This window comes from Mariniflexile jejuense (assembly GCF_042675665.1).
Lineage (GTDB): Bacteria > Bacteroidota > Bacteroidia > Flavobacteriales > Flavobacteriaceae > Mariniflexile > Mariniflexile jejuense.
The window spans coordinates 471,654-492,732 of the sequence record NZ_JBHTJI010000042.1 but is presented as its reverse complement, the minus strand read 5'-3'; the positions used below and the strand labels follow the sequence as shown (position 1 = coordinate 492,732).

Genomic DNA, 21,079 nt, shown 5'->3' with positions numbered 1-21,079 from the left:
AGAATTTTTACTTAACAAAACAAAACCTAAAAAACAAAAACCATGAAGTCACAATTTATAATGATGATTTGCATATTGGCATCCGTGTTAAGTTGTACAACATCTTCAAAAAAAATAACCAATAGTAAGCAATATAATGTTTACTTAGAATCTTCAAATACAAAAGTACTGCAAGATGCTCAAAACGAATTAGCTTTCTGGCAACAAAAGTTAGAAGCACAACCCAATCAGTTTCCATATTTAGCAAAAATAGCGAGTGCTAACGCGCATTTATTTACTATAACTGGCGATATTCAATATCTTAAAAATGCTGAAAATGCCTACTTAGAGTTAAATTCTATTACAAATTATAAAACAACAGGTTACCTAAAAGGGTTGGCTGCCAATTATATTTCACAACATAAATTTAAAGATGCTTTAAATTTATTAAATAAAGCTGAAGCCAATGGCGATAGGCTGGAAGGTACTCAAAAAATGCTTTTTGATGTGCATTTAGAATTGGGTAATTACGATTTAGCAAAAAGCTATTTAGATACATTTAGTGATGATACAGATTTTGATTACCTAATACGTGTAGCTAAATGGAGCGACCACCGTGGTAATTTAGATGCTGCCATCAGGTTTTTAGAAAAAGCTAAAGCTAATGCAGAGTTTTCAAATTCGCCAATTACTAAGCAATGGGTATATACCAATTTAGCCGATTTTTATGGACATCATGGTAATATTGAAGCTTCCTACAATCATTTTTTAAAAGCATTAGAATTGTTTCCTAACGATGCTTACGCAAAAAAAGGCATAGCATGGATAGTGTACGCACACGAAAAAAATCCAGATGAAGCTTTGCGTATTTTAAATAGTGTAACAAATACCTATCATGCTCCCGATTATTATTTACTAAAGGCTGAAATAGCCAAATTTAAAGGTGATAAAACTATGCGAAAATTACAATTAGCCATGTATAAAAATGCCGTTAAAAACGAATTGTATGGCGATATGTATAACGCATATAATGTAATATTATATGCCAATGCTTCTGAAAATTTAGACGAAGCTTTAGCTATTGCAAAAACCGAAATTAATAATAGGCCAACACCACTATCTTACGATTTGTTAGCTTGGGTTTACTATAAAATGGGATATGAAAAAGAAGCATTGCAAGTTATGGAGCAACACGTTTCTGGTAAAACATCAGAACCCAAAGCTTTGTATCATTTAGCCGAAGTTTATAAAGCCAATGGTAAAATAAAGCAAGCTAAAAACTTGAAAAAAGAACTATTAGAAAGTACTTTTGAACTTGGTCCATTAACCGAACAAGAAATCAATAAAATTTAAACCAATCTCATGAAATTTATCCTACTTATTTTTTCTTTTGTATTTGTTACTGTTTCAAGTGCACAACAACTAAAAGGAATTGTAACCAATGGCGAAAACCAACCTTTAGAGGCAGCTTACATTTACAATTTAAACTCTAAAAGTCATGCACATACGTCTGAAAATGGTGTGTTTGTTTTAGAAAACAATGCAGTGGGCGATTCATTAAAAATTGGACTTTTAGGTTTTAAAAATAAAACCATTGTTTTAAATGATGTAAGTTTTAATTCTTTGATAACTATTGCTTTAGATGAAAAATCATTTCAGTTAGATGAATTAGTTATCACTGAAGCTTTAAACCCAGTTAGTACCATTACTAGGTTAGATATAAATACTAATCCAGTAAATTCGTCTCAAGAAATTTTGCGTAAAGTACCAGGTTTAATTATCGGTCAACATGCTGGTGGTGGTAAAGCAGAACAAATATTTTTAAGAGGTTTTGATATCGATCATGGTACAGATATTTCGCTTTCAGTTGATGGTATGCCAATCAATATGGTGTCGCATGCACACGGTCAAGGATATAGCGATTTACATTTTATAATACCAGAAACTGTTAATAAAATTGATTTCGGCAAAGGATCTTATTACGCAGAACGTGGTGATTTTGCAACTGCTGGCTATGTCGATTTTTCAACTAAAGATTATTTAAAAGAAAGTTCTATAGCATTATCAGCAGGTCAATTTAATAGCATCCGTACGTTGGGTATGTTTAATTTATTAGAAACTACTAAAAATCAAAATGCTTATATAACAACTGAATATATAGCAACTGATGGTCCTTACAAGTCGCCACAAAATTTTAATCGTCTTAATTTGTTTGGAAAATACGTTGCTTTTTCACCAAACAATGATAAAGTATCGTTAACTATTTCGCACTTTACCAGTCGTTGGGATGCTTCAGGGCAAATTCCACAGCGTGAAGTTGATAATGGCAACATTTCCCGTTTTGGAGCTATTGATGATACGGAAGGTGGAAACACAGAACGTGCTAATTTTAATGTAGAATTTAATAAGCATATATCAGATTATAGCACCTTAAAAACCAATGCCTTTTATTCGCATTATGGTTTTGAACTTTATTCTAATTTTACCTTCTTTTTAGAAGATGCTGTTAATGGCGACCAAATTAAACAGAAGGAAGATAGAAGCATATTAGGCTTTAATACTACCATTATAAATGAAACTAATTTAGGTGAAATAGAGTTAACAACCACTTCAGGTATTAGTTTAAGGCACGATATTGTTAACAATATTGAATTATCGCATACACTTAATAGAAACACAACTTTAGAACAAACTCAATTAGGCAATTTAAACCAAACCAACCTAAGTGCATTTACTAATTTACAATTTGATTTTGGTAAATTTAGAATAGCTCCAGCTTTACGTTTAGATTATTTTAAGTTTTTGTACCATGATAAGTTACAAACCAATTACACAGTACAAGTCGAAACGAAAACCATGTTAAGCCCAAAACTTAACTTTTATTATGATGCAGCTAGTAATTTACAAGTGTACTTAAAATCAGGAATAGGTTTTCACTCAAATGACACACGTGTGGTAGTTAGCCAAAAAGGAAAAGATGTTTTACCACGTTCGTACGGTGTAGATTTAGGAACTATATGGAAACCAGCACCTAAGTTTATTGTTAATTCAGCACTATGGTATTTGTTTTTAGAACAAGAGTTTGTATATGTGGGCGATGCAGGTATTGTAGAACCTAGCGGAAAAACAGCACGCTATGGAGCAGATTTAGGTTTGCGATATCAATTAACCGATTGGTTGTTTTTTGATACAGATGCTACGTATACACACGCACGCAGTACCGAAGATTCAAGTGGTGAAAACTACATTCCGTTAGCACCAGATTTTACCATGGCTGGTGGCATTTCGGTTAATAATTTAAATGGTTTTTCTGGAGGTATTCGTTACAGATATTTAGATGATAGACCAGCAAATGAAGATAACAGCATTATTGCTAACGGGTATTTTGTAACCGATTTTAATGTTAATTATACATTTAACAACATCACATTAGGTTTAGTTATTGAAAATTTATTTGATACAGAATGGAATGAAACGCAGTTCGCTACCGAATCAAGACTTCAAAACGAAGCACAACCTGTTGAAGAAATTCATTTTACACCTGGAACACCTTTTTTTATAAAAGGAACAATTGCTTATAAGTTTTAAATAAAATAGAATGTTTTTTTTATTGAGGGATTGCATATAGAAGAAACTAACAAATGAAAAAGAAAAGTTGATTATTAAAAAGCCTTTTGGTTTAGGTTTTTTGGTTTTTTTGTTAGGGAAAGCGCTTTGGTTATAGTAATATAATCGGGCGCTTTTTTTATGTAATTAAATAAATATTATATACCAATAAATTAACCGTACATTTGTCGCTTAATAAAAAGCGAGGTGATGTTTAAAATATAGATTGTCATCTCAACATACCCAATTAAGGGTTTACCAAACAATTTATATGTCATTTAATTCTTTAGGCTTATCCCAAGCCTTGCTAAAAGCAATTAGCAAAAAGGGATACACTACCCCAAGTCCAATTCAGCAAAAAGCCATTCCACCCATATTACAAGGTAAAGATGTATTGGCAAGTGCACAAACAGGTACTGGAAAAACAGCAGGATTTACATTGCCGTTATTACACTTACTTTCTGAAAACCCAAAGGAAAAATATAAACCAATTAGAGCATTAATACTTACACCAACCAGAGAACTTGCAGCGCAAGTATATGCAAATGTGCGCGAGTATAGCGAGTTTTTGAATATACGAAGTGCCGTTATTTTTGGAGGTGTAAACCAAAATCCACAAATAGCAACTATGCGTCAAGGCATTGATGTATTGGTAGCAACACCAGGACGATTATTAGATTTAGTGAATCAAAACCATATATCGTTAAAGCGCGTTGAAATTTTTGTTTTAGATGAAGCCGACCGTATGTTAGATATGGGTTTTTTACGCGATATAGAACGTGTCATCAAAATTATGCCAGAAAAACGCCAAAACTTAATGTTTTCTGCAACCTTTTCACCCGATATAAAAAAACTAGCTCATGGTATTTTAAACCATCCTGTACAAGTAGAAGCAACACCTGAAAATACAACGGTTGATGCTATTACCCAAAAAGTATATCGTGTAGCAAAAGCATTAAAAACCGATTTAATTATTAAATTAATTATAGACGGAAACTGGAATCAAGTATTGGTTTTTACCCGTACAAAACATGGTGCAAATAAGCTATGTGAAAAAATGGCAAAAGCAGGAATAAAAGCTGCTGCTATACATGGAAATAAAAGTCAAGGCGCACGAACAAAAGCCTTAGGTGGTTTTAAAAATGGTAGTGTAAGTGTGTTGGTAGCAACTGACATTGCTGCGCGAGGTTTAGATATTCCGTTATTACCACATGTTATTAACTTTGAATTGCCTAACATTTCTGAAGATTATGTACACAGAATAGGAAGAACAGGTAGAGCAGGAGCAAGTGGTGAAGCAATATCATTAGTAAGTGCAGATGAGACAACTTTTTTACGTGATATTGAAAAGTTAGTAGGGATTAAGATTCCTTCGGAAATAATAGAAGGTTTTGAACCCGACCCAAATGCTTCAACCGAGCCAGAAAAGCGCCAACAACGTGGTGGTAAAGACCGTTCTAGAAACAATGAAAGAGCAGCAAATTCAAATACTCAAAAAAACGATAACAGCCGTCGCCCAAAACGTAATAACGACAGACGTAGAAACGACAGAAGAGATTAATAATGACTGCAAGTTTAAAAGCTAAAATTATTAAAGTTTGTAATGAAAAGATAATTTTAAAAGGTGAAAACGTTGGGTTGTCTTTTTATGCTTTTTTTGAAAATAAAAACAACAATCCAGAATTATTAATGGAAGCAGCAACCTGGTGGATTATGGAACATAAACTTGACCATTTTGAAAAAGCTACAAAAATTAAAAAACTAGTAAATGGCATTGCAACCAAATAACCCATTACATGGTGTGAAACTAGAACAAATTATTAATGATTTGGTTGCACATTATGGTTGGGAATATATGGGTTATGTCATAAAAATTAAGTGTTTTACTGATAATCCTTCTGTAAAATCAAGCTTAAAATTTTTAAGACGAACACCTTGGGCACGTACAAAAGTAGAAGCAATGTATTTAAATATGCTAAAGCAAAGCAAAAAAGGTTCAAGTAATTAACTTGAACCTTTTTTATTTAATTTAATAAAAACTGTTATTCTGGTTTTTTCTTGCCTTCGCCTTTGTTACCTCTATTTGCTATACCAGTTTTAAATTCTTCTAAAGATACAGCGCCATCAGCATTAGTGTCTATTTTTGCAAATCTTTTTTCTTGCATTTCATCAGATACTTCATTCTTTCTTTTACGTGCTTTAAATTCTTCTAAACTAATAGAGCCATCTTTATTGGTGTCTAAAAAAGTAAACATTTTTTCTGGATCTGGTTTTTGTCTGTCTTGAGCATTTCCTTGAGAAAAAGCAAATAAGCCTAATGCTAATACACCTAATTTTAATGTTGTTAATTTCATATTTTATTTTTTTAATTGTTTATGATATCTATAATGAGGTTTAGACATTACAATTAAAAAAAGGTTTAAAAGACAGGGGTAGAATGTTGATTAAAAATGTTTTAAACCTTCATAAACCACAATTCCCACAGCATTTGCAAGGTTTAAGCTTCTAACATGTTCGCTATATAATGGGATTTTATAAAGTTGATTAGCATGAGCTTCAATAATGGTTTTTGGTAATCCAACCGATTCTTTTCCAAATACTAAAAAAAGATTGTCTTCAAAAGGAATATCATAATGCGTTTTGGTGCCATGGCTGGAAAGAAATACCATATTCTGGTTTTGGTTTTTATTAAAAAAGTCATTAATATCATCATAATAAATGATAGTAACATGTTGCCAATAGTCTAAACCAGCACGTTTTAATCGGGCATCACTAATTTCAAACCCAAAGGGTTTTACTAAGTGTAATGTAGAACCAGATGCTAAAGCTAAACGCCCAATATTACCAGTGTTATTTGGTATTTCGGGTTCAATAAGAACGATGTTAAGAGGCATTAGTTTAGAATAGATTTGATAAACTTATCAATATCACTAACAGAATTGTTTGTAAGATATTTTATAAATGCACTTCCAATAATTGCACCTTTTGCATATTGTGTAGCTTGGGTAAATGTTTCACTATCTGAAATACCAAAACCAATGATTTGCGGATTTTTAAGATTCATATCTGCAATACGTTTGAAATAGGCAGTTTGCTCATCACCAAAACCAGATTGAGAACCAGTAACGCTAGCACTACTTACCATATAAATAAACCCGTTTGAAATTGAATCGATAAAATTGATGCGTTCCACTGAAGTTTGAGGTGTAATTAAAAATACGTTTATTAATCCGTATTTTTCAAAAGTTGCTTTGTATTGTTCGTTATACACATCTACAGGTAAGTCGGGAATGATTAAGCCATCAATACCAATTTCTTGGCATTTTTTACAGAATGCTTCTACACCGTATTGAAGCATTGGGTTAAAATACCCCATAATAATTAATGGAATTGATACTGTTTTTCTGATATCTTTTAATTGGTTAAAAAGTACTTCCGTAGTCATGCCATTTTTTAAAGCTTGCGTTGAACTTGCTTGAATGGTTGGTCCATCGGCTAACGGATCGCTGAAAGGCAAACCTATTTCAATCATGTCTACACCATTTTTTTCTAAATCTTGAATAATGGTAGTTGTGTCATTTAAACTAGGATAACCTGCAGTAAAATATATAGAAAGTAACTTTTTGTTTTCTTGTAATTTTTGATGTATTCTATTCACAGCTTACAATTTGAAATAATTAATATATGTGTTCAAGTCTTTATCACCTCTGCCTGATAAACTTACTACTACAACATCGGTTGGTTTAAAAGTTTTTTGCTCGAAAATAGCGAGTGCGTGCGAACTTTCAATGGCAGGAATAATGCCTTCTAACTTACACAAGTCTAAACCAGCTTTCATAGCTTCGTCATCAGTTATAGACATAAATTCAGCGCGACCTGTTTTTGCTAAATGAGCGTGCATTGGGCCAACACCAGGATAATCTAAACCAGCAGAAATAGAGTATGGTTCGGTAATTTGACCGTCTTTAGTTTGCATCAACAGTGTTTTACAACCGTGAATGATGCCTTCTTTTCCTAAAACAGAAGTCGCAGCACTTTCGCCTGAATCAACTCCTAAACCAGCAGCTTCAACAGCTATGATATTTACATTTTCTTCGTGCAAAAAGTGGTAATAGGTTCCAGCAGCATTACTGCCGCCACCAATACAAGCCACCACATAATCGGGATTTTCTTTATCTTCATGTTCTTTTAACTGCCATTTTATTTCTTCCGAAATAACCGATTGAAAACGTGTAACCATATCTGGGTACGGGTGCGGTCCAATGGCAGAACCAATAATGTAATGCGTATCTACTGGGTTGTTAATCCAATCTCGAATGGCTTCATTGGTAGCATCTTTTAAGGTGCGACTACCAGATAATGCAGGAACCACGGTAGCACCTAACATTTTCATACGTGCCACATTTGGTGCTTGTCGTGCAATATCAATTTCACCCATATAAACAATACATTCTAATCCCATCAAAGCACAAACCGTTGCTGTTGCAACACCGTGTTGACCCGCACCAGTTTCGGCAATTATACGGTGTTTGCCAAGGCGTTTTGCCATTAAAATTTGACCAATAGTATTGTTTATTTTATGTGCGCCAGTATGGTTTAAATCTTCGCGCTTTAAGTAAATTTTGGTATTGTATTTTTCTGAAAGACGCTTTGCAAAATAGAGTGGAGAAGGACGTCCAACATAATCTTTTAAAAGTTGGTCGAACTCTTTTTTAAAGTCGGGTTCGGCCATTATTTTTAAATAGTTTTGGCGTAATTCTTCTACATTTGGGTATAGCATTTCGGGGATGTAAGCACCTCCAAAGTTACCGTAATAGCCTTTTTCGTTTACGTTGTAATTCATTTTATAAGTTTAAAGTTGAAAAGTTCAAAGTTTCAAGTAGACCTATTCTTTGAGCTTTTCTTTAAAATATTTTAATAACTCTATATTTTTTAATCCAGGTTCTATTTCAAATTTACTATTCACATCAATAGCATAGCAATATTTTGAAGCTTTACTTTGCTGAAATTCTTTAATTTTTTCTACTTCATTTAAGCCAATACCACCACTTAAAAAGAAAGGTTTGGTTGATGGGTAGTTGTTTAGTACATTCCAATCGAACGTGTATCCGTTTCCTCCAGGTAATTTTCCTTTGGTATCAAAAAGAAAATAATCGCACACGTTTTCATAGGGTTTTAAAATATCAAAATTGAATTCATCTTTTATTGAGAATACTTTGATGATTTCTACTGTTGTTGATGCGACAAATTTCAATTTTAGACAATACTCAGGAGATTCTTCACCATGCAATTGAACTGCTTGTAAGTTATAAGTCTTTATTTTTTCTAAAACAAATTCTATGTCTTCATTAACAAAAACACCTGTTTTTTTAATAGATTTTGGTGTTTCAGGAATATTTTTTGAATCAAAATGTCGTGCAGATTTTTCATAAAATATAAACCCAAGATAGTCTGGTTGCAACTCTGCAACTTGTTCTATGTTGTCTTGATATTTCATGCCGCAGACTTTAAGAAGCCCCACCCTAACCCTCCCCAAAGGGGAGGGAATGGATTGCGGAGTATTTCGTTTATCTTTGTTCATTTATTTTTTATTCGTACTGTTTGCCATTTGAGTGTTCTCCTCCTTCGGAGGTGTTAGAGGAGGCTTTTAATAAATTGTTTAGCACTTTCACCAGCATTATCGGTTTTCATAAAGTTTTCACCTATTAAAAAACCTTTGTAGCCATAAGGTTGTAATTCTTTAATAGCTTTAATGTTGCTAATGCCACTTTCAGATACTTTTACAAAATCGTTTGGTATGAGTTCACTTAGTCCTTTACTGGTATTTAAACTAACATCGAAGGTTTTTAAATTTCGGTTATTTACACCTAACATATCTAAACTAGGCATGATGGATTTGTGCAATTCTTCTTCATTATGAACTTCCAACAACACATCCAAATTTAAGCTTTTTGCAAATTCTGAAAACTGCTTAATTTCATCTCTGCTCAAAATAGCCGCAATAAGTAAAATAACGTCGGCACCATAGGCTTTGGCTTCTAATAACTGGTATTCGTCAATGATGAATTCTTTGCGTAAAAGTGGTAGGTTGCAACTGGCTCTAGCGGTTAACAAATCGTCTAAAGAACCACCAAAATATTTACCATCGGTTAAAACGGACATACCACAAACGCCAGCAGCTTCATATCCTTTTGCCACATCAAACACATTTAAGTTTTGGTTGATAACCGATTTTGATGGTGAACGACGCTTGTGTTCTGCAATGATGCCTGTTTGGCTATTTTTTAATTTGTTGGCTAATGAAATAGTTTGTCTTTCAAACAAAACCGATTGCTCCAATTGTTTAACTGGAATTAATGATTTTCTTAAATCGACTTCAATGCGTTTATCTGCTACAATTTTATCTAAAATGTTCATTTACTCAATTCTTGAATGGTTTGCAATGCTTTTAATCCTTTGCCAGAAAGTAGTGATTCTTTAGCTAATTCAAACCCTAGTTTGTGTTCTATGTTGTTTGTGGTAGCAATGGCTAAACCTGCATTGGCACACACTACATTATTCTGGGCTTCTGTTCCTTTTCCTTGAATCACATCCATGAAAATTTTGGCAGATGATTCAACTGTGTTTCCACCAAAAATAGATTCCTGTGTTATTTCTGAAATACCTAAATCGTCTGGTGAAAACATTCTTTCAGCATGGTTTGAAATCACTTTTGTTTTTCCTGTCAAAGATATTTCATCATAACCATCCAAGGCATGTACTATGGAATAATTTTTATCGGTATTTTGATACAAATATCCGTATAGACGAAGCAATTCTAAATTAAAAACTCCAACCATTTGATTTTTAGGAAACGATGGATTTACCATAGGACCAAGCATATTGAAAAAGGTTTTAACACCCAATTCACGACGAATAGGCGCCACATTTTTCATAGCTGGGTGAAATAATGGTGCGTGTAATACACAAATACCTGCTTTATCAATACAGCGTTTTAAAAAATCTTCGTCGTTTGAAAATTTAATGCCTAAATATTCCATAACGTTTGAAGAACCGCATGCTGAAGAAACTCCGTAGTTTCCATGTTTTGCTACTTTTACACCAGCACCAGCAGTTACGAATGATGCTAACGTTGAAATGTTAAAGGTGTCTTTCCCATCACCACCAGTTCCGCATAAATCAATGGCATTAAAATCTTTTAAATCAATTGGAATACATAATTCTAAAAGTGCATCACGAAAACCACGTAATTCGTCTAGCGTAATACTTCGCATCATATAAACGGTTAAAAAAGCGGCAATTTGACTTTGATTGTAATCACCTTTCGAGATGTTAACCAAAACCTGTTTAGCTTCTTCGCTAGAAATGCTTTCGTGGTTTATGAGTCTGTTTAATATGTTTTTCATTTCTTAAGAATTGATCCAGTTTTTAAGAATTTGTTTTCCATTAGGGGTTAAAACCGATTCAGGATGGTATTGTACACCTTTTACATCGTAAATTTTATGACGTAGCGACATAATTTGTCCGTTTGCATCCACAGAAGTTGCTTCTAAACTTTCGGGTAAATTTGGACTAACAACCCATGAATGGTAACGACCTACTTCAATTTCTTTATCCATCCCATTAAATAAGGATTCATCATCAACCGTAATGTTCACTTTTGTTGCCACACCATGATAAACATCGTCTAAATTAATAAGCGAACCTCCAAAAACTTCGCCAATGGCTTGTTGCCCTAAGCAAACACCTAAAATACTTTTTGTTGGTGCAAAGCGTTCTATAATGGGTTTTAGTAAACCAGCTTCATCTGGAATGCCTGGACCAGGTGATAAAACAATTTTATCAAAAGGTTCAACATCATCTAAGGTTAATTTATCGTTTCTCACAACCGTAACATCGCAGTTTAAATCTTCTAAATAATGTACAAGATTGTATGTGAAACTGTCGTAATTATCTATAACTAATACTTTCGTCATCTTTTTTTATTCCTGCAAAAGCAGGAATCTGTTTTTAATTAGTTTAATCTTTTTAGCCAATAATACAATAATATATTCTTGACTGTTTATTTTAAAAATGTTCCTTTTTTTTTACAGGAATTTATATTGTTTCTGCTAATTCAATAGCTTTTGTTAAAGCCCCTAATTTATTATAAACTTCTTGTAACTCGTTTTCTGAACTTGATTTTGATACTATACCTGCGCCTGCTTGCCAATGCAATTTGTGGTTTTTACTAAGGAAGGTTCTAATCATGATGGCGTGATTGAAGTTGCCTTCAAAATCCATAAAACCAATAGCACCACCGTAAAACGAACGACTGGTTTTTTCGTATTGCTCTATAAGTTGCATGGCTCTGTGTTTTGGTGCGCCGCTTAACGTTCCTGCAGGAAATGTATCAGCAACGACTTGCATTGTTGAGGTTTCTTTGTGTTTTTGCCCTGTAACTTTACTTACCAAATGGATAACATGTGAAAAAAATTGAACCTCTCGATAGGTATCTACAGTTACATTACTTCCGTGTCTGCTTAAATCATTTCTTGCTAAATCTACTAGCATTACGTGTTCTGCATTTTCTTTGGCGTCAACAACAAGTTTTTTTGCTAATTCGGCATCTTGTATATCATTTCCGGTACGTTTGAAAGTACCAGCAATAGGGTGGATTTCAGCTTTTCCATCACTTACAATAAGTTGTGCTTCGGGCGAACTTCCAAATATTTTAAAGTTACCATAATCGAAATAAAACAAGTACGGCGAAGGGTTTATGCTTCTTAAAGCACGATACACATTAAATTCATCACCTTTAAATTCCTGAGCAAAGCTTTTTGATAAAACCAATTGAAATACATCACCACGGCCACAATGTTTTTTAGCTAATTCTACATGATGTTTGTATTCATCATCAGACAAATTAGAGGTTATGTTTCCACTAGATGCAAAGTTGTATGATGCAAAGTTTTTAACTTTAATTAAGTGGTCTATTTCTTCAATATTAGGTTCAGAATTAAAACAATGTGCAAAAATATAAGCTTCATTTTTGTGATGATTAATTGCTATAATATTTTGATAAACTGCATAATTTACATCGGGAATGTTTACTGAATTTTCTTTTTTAGAAATTTCAACATCTTCAAAATACCTAACAGCATCATAAGCAATGTATCCAAAAATACCGTTGTTTATAAATTTGAAGTCTTCTTCTGAAGTTACTTTAAAACGTTTAGTAAATTGATTAATTTCTTCTGAAACATCAGTTGTTTTGGTTATAGGATTTGCAGTTTTACTACCATCTGGAAACGTTTGAAAAATAGTTTCATTTTCAACCTTAATAGTTGCAATTGGGTTGAAACAGATGTATGAAAAACTGTTATCGTTCGCATGATAATCACTACTTTCAAGTAAAATGCTATTAGGGTATTTGTCTCTAATTTTTAAGTAAATACTAACAGGAGTAATGGTATCTGCCAGAATTTTTTTGTAGTGCGTATATAAATTAAATTTGTTCATTATGCTGAATGTGTTTCAGTGTTTTGGTATTAAAAAAAGGCTTGTCGTGAACGACAAGCCTTTTGGATATTTTAAGTTTTAAATATACTAGGGTTTACTTCACGAAACGTAAGTTTTGTAAGCTCCACCACCAAGTATTATTTAAAATTGTTTTCATTTGTTATTATTAATTGGTTCAAATATAGAAATGATAATAGAAATACGCAATACTTCAAGTTAATTTTTGCATAAAATAATGTTAAACGGGGTAATAACCTTGAAGTATTAATTATTTTTATAACTAAAATGAAATATTATTAAATCAATCAATCTTTTTTTAGTCCAAAAAGTAATATGAAATTTAAAGCCGTACTTATACTTCTACTTGTTTTTGTTAGTTGTAATACAAAAAATAAAAAAATAGAAATAGCAACTAAAAATAGTGTTGTTGAAAAACAAATAGAAACGAATTTAGATCTTGAAGTTTACGATTTTGCAGGTTTTGAAAAGTTTTTAAACAAAAACGACGATAAAATTTATGTAATTAATTTTTGGGCAACTTGGTGTGCGCCTTGTGTAAAAGAATTACCTTATTTTGAAAAATTGAATTCAGAATATGCTAACAAAAATGTAGAAGTACTATTGGTGAGTTTAGATTTTCCGCATTTATATGAATCAAAACTGAAACCATTTATAAAGGAGAAAAAACTAAAATCGAAAGTGATAGCGCTTGATGATGTAGATATGAATACTTGGATTCCTAAGGTTAATGAGGCATGGTCTGGTTCTTTGCCAGCAACCATTATTTATAAAAATAACAAACGTAAATTTTTTGAACAATCATTTACATTTCAAGAATTAGAAAAAGAAATAAATCAATTTTTAAATTAGAATACAATGAAAAAAACAATCAAACTAATTACGGCAGCGGTTATTGTATTATGTATTAGCGCATTTACATTAACCAAAACAACATTAAGCGAAGGTTATAAAATTGGCGATGTAGCCGAAGATTTTTCACTTAAAAATGTAGACGGTAAAATGGTGTCTTTATCCGATTATAAAAATGCTAAAGGATTTATAGTAACATTTACTTGCAATACCTGTCCATACGCTATAGCTTATGAAGACAGAATTATAGCTTTAGATAAAAAATACGCGTCAAAAGGTTATCCGGTAATTGCTATTATGCCAAACAACGTATCTGTAAAACCAGACGACAATTTAGATGCCATGAAACAACGCTCAAAAGAAAAAGGGTTTACGTTTCCTTATTTAATAGATAAAGAACAAAAAGTGTATCCTAAATTTGGTGCTACAAAAACACCGCACATGTTTATTTTACAAAAAACAAAAAAAGGCAATGTCGTTAAATATATAGGTGCTATTGATGATAATTATAAAGATGCAGCATCTGTAACAACAAAATATGTAGAAAAAGCAGTTGATGCCTTACTACAAGGAAAAGACATTGAGCAAACAGAAACCAAAGCTATTGGTTGTTCAATAAAAGTTTAAATAACACATTAAACATGATTAAGAAAAAATCTAGAGTGTAATACTTTAGATTTTTTTTCGTCTATAAATTTTAGAAGTATTAATTTTGTAGAAAATAAATTATTAAAATACATGGAAGATTTAACACAAGAAGAATGGGTGTCACAATTAGAAAATGATGCTAACGCCGTTATTTTAGATGTAAGAACAGATGCTGAAGTTGCTGATGGAATTATAAAAAACGCCATTCATATAGATATATATAAAGGACAAGGCTTTATTGATGAAATTGAAGCGTTAGATAAAACTAAAAACTATTATGTTTACTGTCGTTCAGGAAATAGAAGTGGTCAAGCTTGCTCGGTTATGAACCAATTAGGTTTTGAAAACGCTTATAACCTTTTAGGAGGTATTTTAGAATGGGAAGGCGATTTGGTTGATAAAGACTAAAACAATTTAAAATGAAACAATTAATACTGTTAATCTATTTTTTTATAAGTATTTCTGGATTTAGTTGTAAAGAAACAACAGTACAAAACCAAGTAAGTGTTGTAACACCTACAGAAGCGAACAAGGTTTTACAAGATAAAGCAATACAAATAATTGATGTAAGAACGCCTTCAGAGTTTGCAGAAGGACATATTAAAAATGCTAAAAATATCGATTTTATGGCATCACCATCTTTCACAACAAACATAAACACTTTAGATAAAGAAAAACCCATATTAGTGTATTGCCGTTCAGGAAAACGAAGTAATGAAAGTGTAAAAATTCTATTAAATGCAGGTTTTACCAAAATTTATGATTTAGAAGGTGGTATTTTAAATTGGAAAACAAAAAGCCTACCAATTGTAATCGATTAATAACGCATATTTTTTTTCTGAATTTTAGGTAGTTACAGGCATGTAGTTTGTCGATGTTTTGCATTTTCATCTTTTTTTTGGGTACTTTACCTTTTTTATTTTCAAAAAATAATCTATCTATTTACTTTTATAGTAATTAATCTAAAATCTCCCTTCATGCAAAACGGTTACATTATATTAGGAATAATAGCTTTGTTATTTATAAGTATGTATGGCTACGCTTATTTTTCGGTTTTTATGGAAAAAATAAGAGCTAAAAAAAATAAAGAATTAGAAGCACAAAAAGAAGCACTTAGACTTGAAAAGCGCAAAATGAATCAAGAACTTATTGATGAGCGTGTTAGAAAATTTAATGAACGAAAAGAAGAAATTCATAGAGAATTGATGCTTTTAGAAAAAATGAAAAAGAAGCAACAAGTGAGCTAAACTAAATTTATATATATAAAAAGTCCATGTAAATAGTTATTTACATGGACTTTTTTGTTTGTGGAGTCGCCGAGATTCGAACTCGGGTCCAAACAAGTAACCAAAAGGCTTTCTACACGTTTATTCTTTTCTTGGGTTTTCGATGGTAACCTGGTTAAAGACAACCTAGTTACAACTTAGCTTTTTTAGTTTCAAACAGGCATCAAAGCACTACCTATTCTATGTTAACATTTACGATGCCTCAAAAAAGAACGCCGTTAACCAAGGCTTTCTGGAGACATAAAGCTTGTACACCTTGTGTACCTAGGCTAATTCTACTATAATTCGAATTATGCAGCTAAAGCGTAGTTATTCTCGCCGTTTAAAGTTTGATTTAGTCTTTAAGGTGTTTCAAAATCATTACACCACGTGCTTACAATTCAATTAATCTCGCTGTCAAAACCAGTCGACCCCAAATTAATTTAAAAATAATGGCGTTTCCCAAAAGGGTCGGGCTTTTCGCTATATCTTTTGCAAAAGCAAAAGGATGCCGCTACTAATACCTTAGGTATTCACGATTTCCGATTTATAAAAATAAAAAAGCATGAGTAATCCCTAACGCGGGCAGCAAAGGTATCAAAAAACTTTTCATAATAATTCTATAAAAACAAAAACTATTCCGTTTTTATAGCTAAAAGTTTGATTAACTATTTAATATATTCAAATATATAAAGCTTAAAAACAAACAATTCTAACCAATTTGTGCTATTTCATAATTATTTGCGTTAAAAACAATAGATTTGTACCAAACCCCATAATTTCTAATAATTATTTTAATGACAAAAACCGCTTTAGTAACAGGAGCAGCTTCTGGTTTAGGTTATGAACTTGCAATTTTATTGGCAACCGATGCTTATAAATTAATTTTAGTAGATATTGATGCTAATAGTTTATCAAAAGTAAAAACAGAACTAGAAAACAATTTTAAAATACAAGTTATTACCTTAGAGAAAGATTTAAGTGAAAAAAATATTGCAGAAAATATTATTGCAGAAATTAAAGACGAACCAATAGATGTTTTAATTAACAACGCAGGGTTTGGGTTATTTGGCTCATTTGTAGATACCGATTGGGAACGTGAATCTGAAATGTTACACGTACATATTTTAACCACAACACATTTAACCAAATTAGTGCTAGAAGGTATGGTAAAACGTGGTTCTGGTAGAATATTAAATATCTCTTCATTAGCAGCATTTCAACCTGGACCATTAATGGCTATTTATTATGCATCAAAAGGGTATATGCTGTCATTTTCTGAAGCAATAGCAAACGAGTTAAAAGGTACGGGTGTTACGGTAACAGCCTTATGCCCTGGGCCAACAAAAACATCGTTTCAAAAAACAGTTTCTGCTAATTCCTGCGATAATAAAATAACATTTAATATGGCTTCTGCAAAAACTGTAGCTGCTTATGGATATAAATCTATGCTAAAGGGTAAAACCTATGCCATTCCTGGTAAATTCAATAAGTTTTTAGCCATTTTACCTAGGTTGGTTTCTAGAAATGCAGCTGCAGCAATTGTACGAAAGATTCAAGAAAAGAATAGAAATTAGCTTTTTGTTGACTTTAATTTTCAAGTAAATTGTGTAAGTTATGATGAAAAGCTAGTATAGAAATAATGCTTTTTTGATCTAAACGTTGACAATGGGTAACAACATTATTTAGCGTATTTATCAATTTATTGAACCCACCATTTTCAAATATATTACCTGTTTCTCTTTCAAAAATACCATTTTCAATGATGGCTTCTTTTAGTTCTGAAATTGTATCAATATTAGGAAGTTTAACAAAGTTCAGTGTGTCTAATTTGTTTAAACTGTCATTCAAACTTGTATATAAATCATTTGCTCTATATCCAAATCTTGTAACTTCACCTTGAGTTACATCTTGTCTGGTTTGTAACGTATTTAATTCTTCTAAAATAGTGTTTTTAACGGCAACAGCAGATTTGTAAATATTTGATAATTCAGAATGTTGTTTATATAAGTTTGTAAGTTCAACTTCTTGCGCATTTTTTTTAGCTAATGCAAAATGAAATGAACAAAACAACGTATCCCATTGTTTAAAATTTTCAGTAAATAGTTTTTCACGTTCGTTTAAAAGCAACATATATCCTTCTTGTAGATTTTTTTTATTATAAACATTGTTTTTAAATGAAAATGAGGTTTCTTTTATTGTGCCTTCGCCTATTTGATTTGCTTTGTGCATTAAATTTTCAATTTCTTTTACAGGCTTCATTAAAGAATTTAATTCAGTTTTGATAGTGTTTAAATAATTCTGATTTAGATTAATTGAAGTAAAATTTAAATCTTTAAGTTCTGGAATGTGTAGAAATCGATTTTCAAATGTATTAGCGTATGCTTCTAATAAATCTTTGCCTTTGTTTTCATGTTTAATAAATGCTTCAAACTCATCGGCATTAGAGAATTCTAAACTTTTTTTGTTAAAGTAAACATCATAAATTAGTACGGTAGCTTTTTCTTGAAGCTCTTCATTATTATCAAATAATAGCCAAGGTGTTCTTTTATCTATTTCACAAGTAATATAGGGTGATTTTGCATTGTCTTGCCTTTTATCATTTGGTGGATGACTTGCATACATGTTTACTTTAGATTGTTCTGAGCTTGAAAAGTATTTTTTTCCACCTCTAGAATCATTAGGTAAACTGTTGATTAGTTCTTCTCTAATATTTGATATTCTTTTTAGACCTAAGTTGTTATGAGTATATAAATTTTGTACATATATTTTTTTTTGTGATGCTAAATACGCATTGTTTAAATTAGTATTCCAACAGGTATAACCATTGTCTAATTCCCAAAGTGCAGAAATTATTGAATCGCTGCCAGCTGTACTAACTGCTACTTTGTCTGCATTAAACTCCATTTCTCTTGATAATGATGAGTACATTATATTGAGAAATTGGTAAAATAGATTTAGAATTTGTCGTATAGTCCAAATTATTGGTGTGATAACCCAGGCAGCAGCCGATAATCTAATGTCTGAAGCTCTCCATTGATCCAGTAAATCATCCCATTTATCTCTAGAGAATATCATATCGTGGATGATTGTGTTTGCAGAAATTATATAGCTGCCTATTTTCATGCTTTTTTGAGCAAAATGTCCAAATTCATGAGCAATAACAGCTTTAAATTCTGTTAAATTCAAACAACTTACTAAGCCCAAACCTATGGTTAGTTCTTTTTTTACTGGAAGAAATAAACTTAACCACATGTTGGTATATGAAACATAAGCATTTACATCAGGATCAACATAAATATTTTTAGGTTTAGGCGCACCTGTTTCTTTGCAAATTTTATATGCAAAATCCCAAATTTTAGGATAGTTTTTTTTGTCTAATTTTATCCGATTATTTGGTTTGTGATTTTTAAGTTTAAAAATGAATTTAAGAGTAAACACAAATAGCATTACAGAACCAGCAATGGCTCCTATTTTCATAATAATTGTTAGTTTATTGATATAGCCCATATCATATTTAAAGGCATAATAAACTAAATAGGCAAGAACAACAACTAAAGCAACATAGAGAGCAAAAAATAGTATAATTGATAGAATTGCTAAAAAGGCTTTTAATTGGTAGGATGTTGTTAGTGAGGTAATTTTTTTAGATAAATTTTCGGGGCTTGTTGGGTAAAGACTCTCTGTCATTAGTTTTTGATTGACGATATTTCAGAATTTAAATATAAGAATTTGCTTTAAAATATATATGTAAAATCTTGTTTTTTTCTACTTTAATTTTTTGTGTAAACAATCAAATTTTTAAACACCCAAAACCCAATACTTAAAAATATACCAAATAAAAATGTAAATAACCAAGCCTCTTTATTGAATTGTGGTTTTGTAATGATGTTTGCAATATCAAAAAATAAATATTTAGGATTACTTAAAATTTCCCAAGAGTTATAACGTAAAAACCTGCCTAAATACACACCAAAACCACTTAAAAAGCATGTGAAAAGTATTGTATAGTTTACTACATAATTTTTAAAATGGTTTTGTAAAACACTTTTCATATCTAAAATAGATAAGTAGAAAAGTAATATACCATTACAAGCAAAAGCACTTACAACTAAAATATCTAGCCATAAATAGCCATTAGTGTTTAACCTTAAATGGACTAAATCTGTAATTATATAAGGTGCATTTGGTAAAAACAGCAACCATATACTAAACCATAGTAATAAAACGAGTTTGTTGCTTTTTTGCTTTTGCATTAAATACGTAGTAATAGCAAAAGGAATAAAGGCTAAAAATAAATTCCAAACCAGAAAAATATAAAAAAGGGAATGAGAAAGTTTTATTCGTATAATTAATAAAACCAAACTTAAAAGCATGGATACACTTACTAAGGTGAAGGTTTTAAATTGGTTATTGAAAAGTTGTTTTATTTGGTACATAATTTTTGTGATTGAAATTCGATAATTAGCGTTATTATAATTCCTAGGGTATAGGCAATTAAATCAGTAACATTAAAAGTGCTGCCTAAAACGATACTAACAAATTTGTTGTTTTGTAAATTAAGTAAGCTTAATAGGTTTGCTAGTTGTAAAAATTCAATAATAAATGAAAAAATTAAAACGGAAATGGCAAGTTTTAGTGAATTGATTTCTAAGAAACTTTTAAAAAAGCAATACATAAGTATAACCACCAAAAAATCGCCAAAGGTATGGCGTATAAATCCTGTTTTTAGATATTTAGCTATTAATATTTCTATTATTAAAAGTATAATTGTAATGGCTAAATAGGTTTTATTGAAATGTAGTTTCATGTGTAAATGAATAAAATGTAGAAGTATAAAATAACGACAGGAATATTTAATAAAATTAGTCCACAAGTTTGAATAATTAATAGTCTTTCTTTTGGATGAAATATCATTAATAATAGCATAGTAAATAATGAAATGCTATTTAAAATTATAGCGCATATAACAAAAATAATTCCAGTAAATAGTAACGCTTCCCAACCTTTAAAGAATAGGTATAATACAAACAGAATTGTGCCTATCACAAAGCTTAAAATTGTAATAGCCTTACTTGTAGTTGTTAAATCTTTAATCATTACAAATTTTTATATTTAAAATTATTAAAATGGTTAATATTTTGTTTTTGAAATAGAAAATTTACAATAACATAGAAGTGAGGATTTGAAAGAAAAGTGAAACCCCCATT

Annotated in this window: 23 protein-coding genes and 1 other RNA gene; 11 read left to right on the top strand and 13 right to left on the bottom strand. The window is 31.3% G+C overall.

Translation table 11 applies throughout. From position 1 onward, the window contains the following. Positions 1-42 precede the first annotated feature (42 nt). The 5 genes from ACFQ1R_RS15330 (at position 43) to ACFQ1R_RS15310 (ending at position 5,593) form a co-directional block, all read left to right on the top strand. Positions 43-1,332, top strand: a complete 1,290-nt coding sequence (locus ACFQ1R_RS15330) for a tetratricopeptide repeat protein (protein WP_379927151.1) — start codon at positions 43-45, stop codon at positions 1,330-1,332. A 9-nt stretch (positions 1,333-1,341) separates the two neighbouring features. Further along, positions 1,342-3,567, top strand: a complete 2,226-nt coding sequence (locus tag ACFQ1R_RS15325) for a TonB-dependent receptor (protein WP_379927150.1) — start codon at positions 1,342-1,344, stop codon at positions 3,565-3,567. Between the two features lie 289 nt (positions 3,568-3,856). Next, complete coding sequence (locus tag ACFQ1R_RS15320) at positions 3,857-5,146, top strand: DEAD/DEAH box helicase (protein WP_379927149.1); 1,290 nt, start codon at positions 3,857-3,859, stop codon at positions 5,144-5,146. A 2-nt stretch (positions 5,147-5,148) separates the two neighbouring features. Further along, the gene (locus ACFQ1R_RS15315) at positions 5,149-5,373 is read left to right on the top strand and encodes a DUF6500 family protein (protein WP_379927148.1); all 225 of its coding nucleotides are present in this window, start codon (positions 5,149-5,151) and stop codon (positions 5,371-5,373) included. Next, complete coding sequence (locus tag ACFQ1R_RS15310; RefSeq protein ID WP_379927147.1) at positions 5,354-5,593, top strand: VF530 family protein; 240 nt, start codon at positions 5,354-5,356, stop codon at positions 5,591-5,593. Before ACFQ1R_RS15315 ends, ACFQ1R_RS15310 begins: the two co-directional genes overlap by 20 nt. A 34-nt stretch (positions 5,594-5,627) precedes the next feature. Here ACFQ1R_RS15310 and ACFQ1R_RS15305 read toward each other — a convergent pair whose 3' ends face one another. The 9 genes from ACFQ1R_RS15305 to ACFQ1R_RS15265 form a co-directional block, all read right to left on the bottom strand. Beyond that, positions 5,628-5,939 (bottom strand): EF-hand domain-containing protein, encoded by a 312-nt coding sequence (locus ACFQ1R_RS15305; protein WP_379927146.1) that lies wholly within the window; start codon positions 5,937-5,939, stop codon positions 5,628-5,630. 90 nt (positions 5,940-6,029) lie between these two features. After that, positions 6,030-6,479 (bottom strand): tRNA (cytidine(34)-2'-O)-methyltransferase, encoded by a 450-nt coding sequence (locus ACFQ1R_RS15300; protein ID WP_379927145.1) that lies wholly within the window; start codon positions 6,477-6,479, stop codon positions 6,030-6,032. Further along, on the bottom strand, positions 6,479-7,243 hold the full coding sequence (gene trpA / locus ACFQ1R_RS15295) for a tryptophan synthase subunit alpha (protein WP_379927144.1): 765 nt from the start codon (positions 7,241-7,243) through the stop codon (positions 6,479-6,481). The genes ACFQ1R_RS15300 and trpA overlap by 1 nt, the downstream gene beginning before the upstream one ends. A 3-nt stretch (positions 7,244-7,246) precedes the next feature. Then, positions 7,247-8,428, bottom strand: a complete 1,182-nt coding sequence (gene trpB / locus ACFQ1R_RS15290; RefSeq protein WP_379927143.1) for a tryptophan synthase subunit beta — start codon at positions 8,426-8,428, stop codon at positions 7,247-7,249. Between the two features lie 42 nt (positions 8,429-8,470). Beyond that, positions 8,471-9,082, bottom strand: a complete 612-nt coding sequence (locus ACFQ1R_RS15285) for a phosphoribosylanthranilate isomerase (RefSeq protein ID WP_379927142.1) — start codon at positions 9,080-9,082, stop codon at positions 8,471-8,473. Positions 9,083-9,219: 137 nt separating this feature from the next. Continuing rightward, the gene (gene trpC, locus ACFQ1R_RS15280; protein ID WP_379927141.1) at positions 9,220-10,002 is read right to left on the bottom strand and encodes an indole-3-glycerol phosphate synthase TrpC; all 783 of its coding nucleotides are present in this window, start codon (positions 10,000-10,002) and stop codon (positions 9,220-9,222) included. Beyond that, the gene (trpD, locus tag ACFQ1R_RS15275) at positions 9,999-10,991 is read right to left on the bottom strand and encodes an anthranilate phosphoribosyltransferase (protein ID WP_379927140.1); all 993 of its coding nucleotides are present in this window, start codon (positions 10,989-10,991) and stop codon (positions 9,999-10,001) included. The genes trpC and trpD overlap by 4 nt, the downstream gene beginning before the upstream one ends. Before the next feature lie 3 nt (positions 10,992-10,994). Next, complete coding sequence (locus ACFQ1R_RS15270; protein ID WP_379927139.1) at positions 10,995-11,561, bottom strand: anthranilate synthase component II; 567 nt, start codon at positions 11,559-11,561, stop codon at positions 10,995-10,997. Between the two features lie 121 nt (positions 11,562-11,682). Next, entirely contained in the window at positions 11,683-13,086 is a 1,404-nt protein-coding gene (locus ACFQ1R_RS15265; protein WP_379927138.1) for an anthranilate synthase component I family protein, read from the bottom strand. Between the two features lie 333 nt (positions 13,087-13,419). Between ACFQ1R_RS15265 and ACFQ1R_RS15260 the strand changes: the two genes are divergently transcribed. From ACFQ1R_RS15260 to ACFQ1R_RS15240, 5 genes are all read left to right on the top strand, one after another. After that, positions 13,420-13,956, top strand: coding sequence for a TlpA disulfide reductase family protein (locus ACFQ1R_RS15260; RefSeq protein WP_379927137.1), 537 nt, complete (start codon positions 13,420-13,422; stop codon positions 13,954-13,956). Between the two features lie 6 nt (positions 13,957-13,962). Beyond that, a complete protein-coding gene (locus ACFQ1R_RS15255) occupies positions 13,963-14,583 on the top strand; it encodes a thioredoxin family protein (RefSeq protein ID WP_379927136.1) in 621 nt (206 codons plus the stop codon). A gap of 111 nt (positions 14,584-14,694) precedes the next feature. After that, positions 14,695-15,012, top strand: a complete 318-nt coding sequence (locus ACFQ1R_RS15250; protein ID WP_379927135.1) for a rhodanese-like domain-containing protein — start codon at positions 14,695-14,697, stop codon at positions 15,010-15,012. Positions 15,013-15,023: 11 nt separating this feature from the next. Then, a complete protein-coding gene (locus tag ACFQ1R_RS15245; RefSeq protein ID WP_379927134.1) occupies positions 15,024-15,425 on the top strand; it encodes a rhodanese-like domain-containing protein in 402 nt (133 codons plus the stop codon). A 156-nt stretch (positions 15,426-15,581) separates the two neighbouring features. After that, a complete protein-coding gene (locus ACFQ1R_RS15240; RefSeq protein WP_379927133.1) occupies positions 15,582-15,851 on the top strand; it encodes a hypothetical protein in 270 nt (89 codons plus the stop codon). 58 nt (positions 15,852-15,909) lie between these two features. On the opposite strand, the gene ssrA is transcribed toward ACFQ1R_RS15240, so the two are convergent. After that, positions 15,910-16,304: a transfer-messenger RNA gene (ssrA, locus tag ACFQ1R_RS15235) on the bottom strand. Between the two features lie 362 nt (positions 16,305-16,666). Between ssrA and ACFQ1R_RS15230 the strand changes: the two genes are divergently transcribed. Further along, complete coding sequence (locus ACFQ1R_RS15230) at positions 16,667-17,446, top strand: SDR family NAD(P)-dependent oxidoreductase (protein WP_379927132.1); 780 nt, start codon at positions 16,667-16,669, stop codon at positions 17,444-17,446. Positions 17,447-17,459: 13 nt separating this feature from the next. On the opposite strand, the gene ACFQ1R_RS15225 is transcribed toward ACFQ1R_RS15230, so the two are convergent. The 3 genes from ACFQ1R_RS15225 to ACFQ1R_RS15215 all read right to left on the bottom strand — a co-directional run bounded on the left by ACFQ1R_RS15225 (position 17,460) and on the right by ACFQ1R_RS15215 (position 20,679). Next, on the bottom strand, positions 17,460-19,559 hold the full coding sequence (locus ACFQ1R_RS15225; protein ID WP_379927131.1) for a M48 family metalloprotease: 2,100 nt from the start codon (positions 19,557-19,559) through the stop codon (positions 17,460-17,462). Positions 19,560-19,642: 83 nt separating this feature from the next. Beyond that, entirely contained in the window at positions 19,643-20,308 is a 666-nt protein-coding gene (locus tag ACFQ1R_RS15220) for a DUF1361 domain-containing protein (RefSeq protein WP_379927130.1), read from the bottom strand. Then, positions 20,296-20,679, bottom strand: coding sequence for a ribosomal maturation YjgA family protein (locus ACFQ1R_RS15215; protein WP_379927129.1), 384 nt, complete (start codon positions 20,677-20,679; stop codon positions 20,296-20,298). The genes ACFQ1R_RS15220 and ACFQ1R_RS15215 overlap by 13 nt, the downstream gene beginning before the upstream one ends. Between the last annotated feature and the right edge of the window lie 400 nt (positions 20,680-21,079).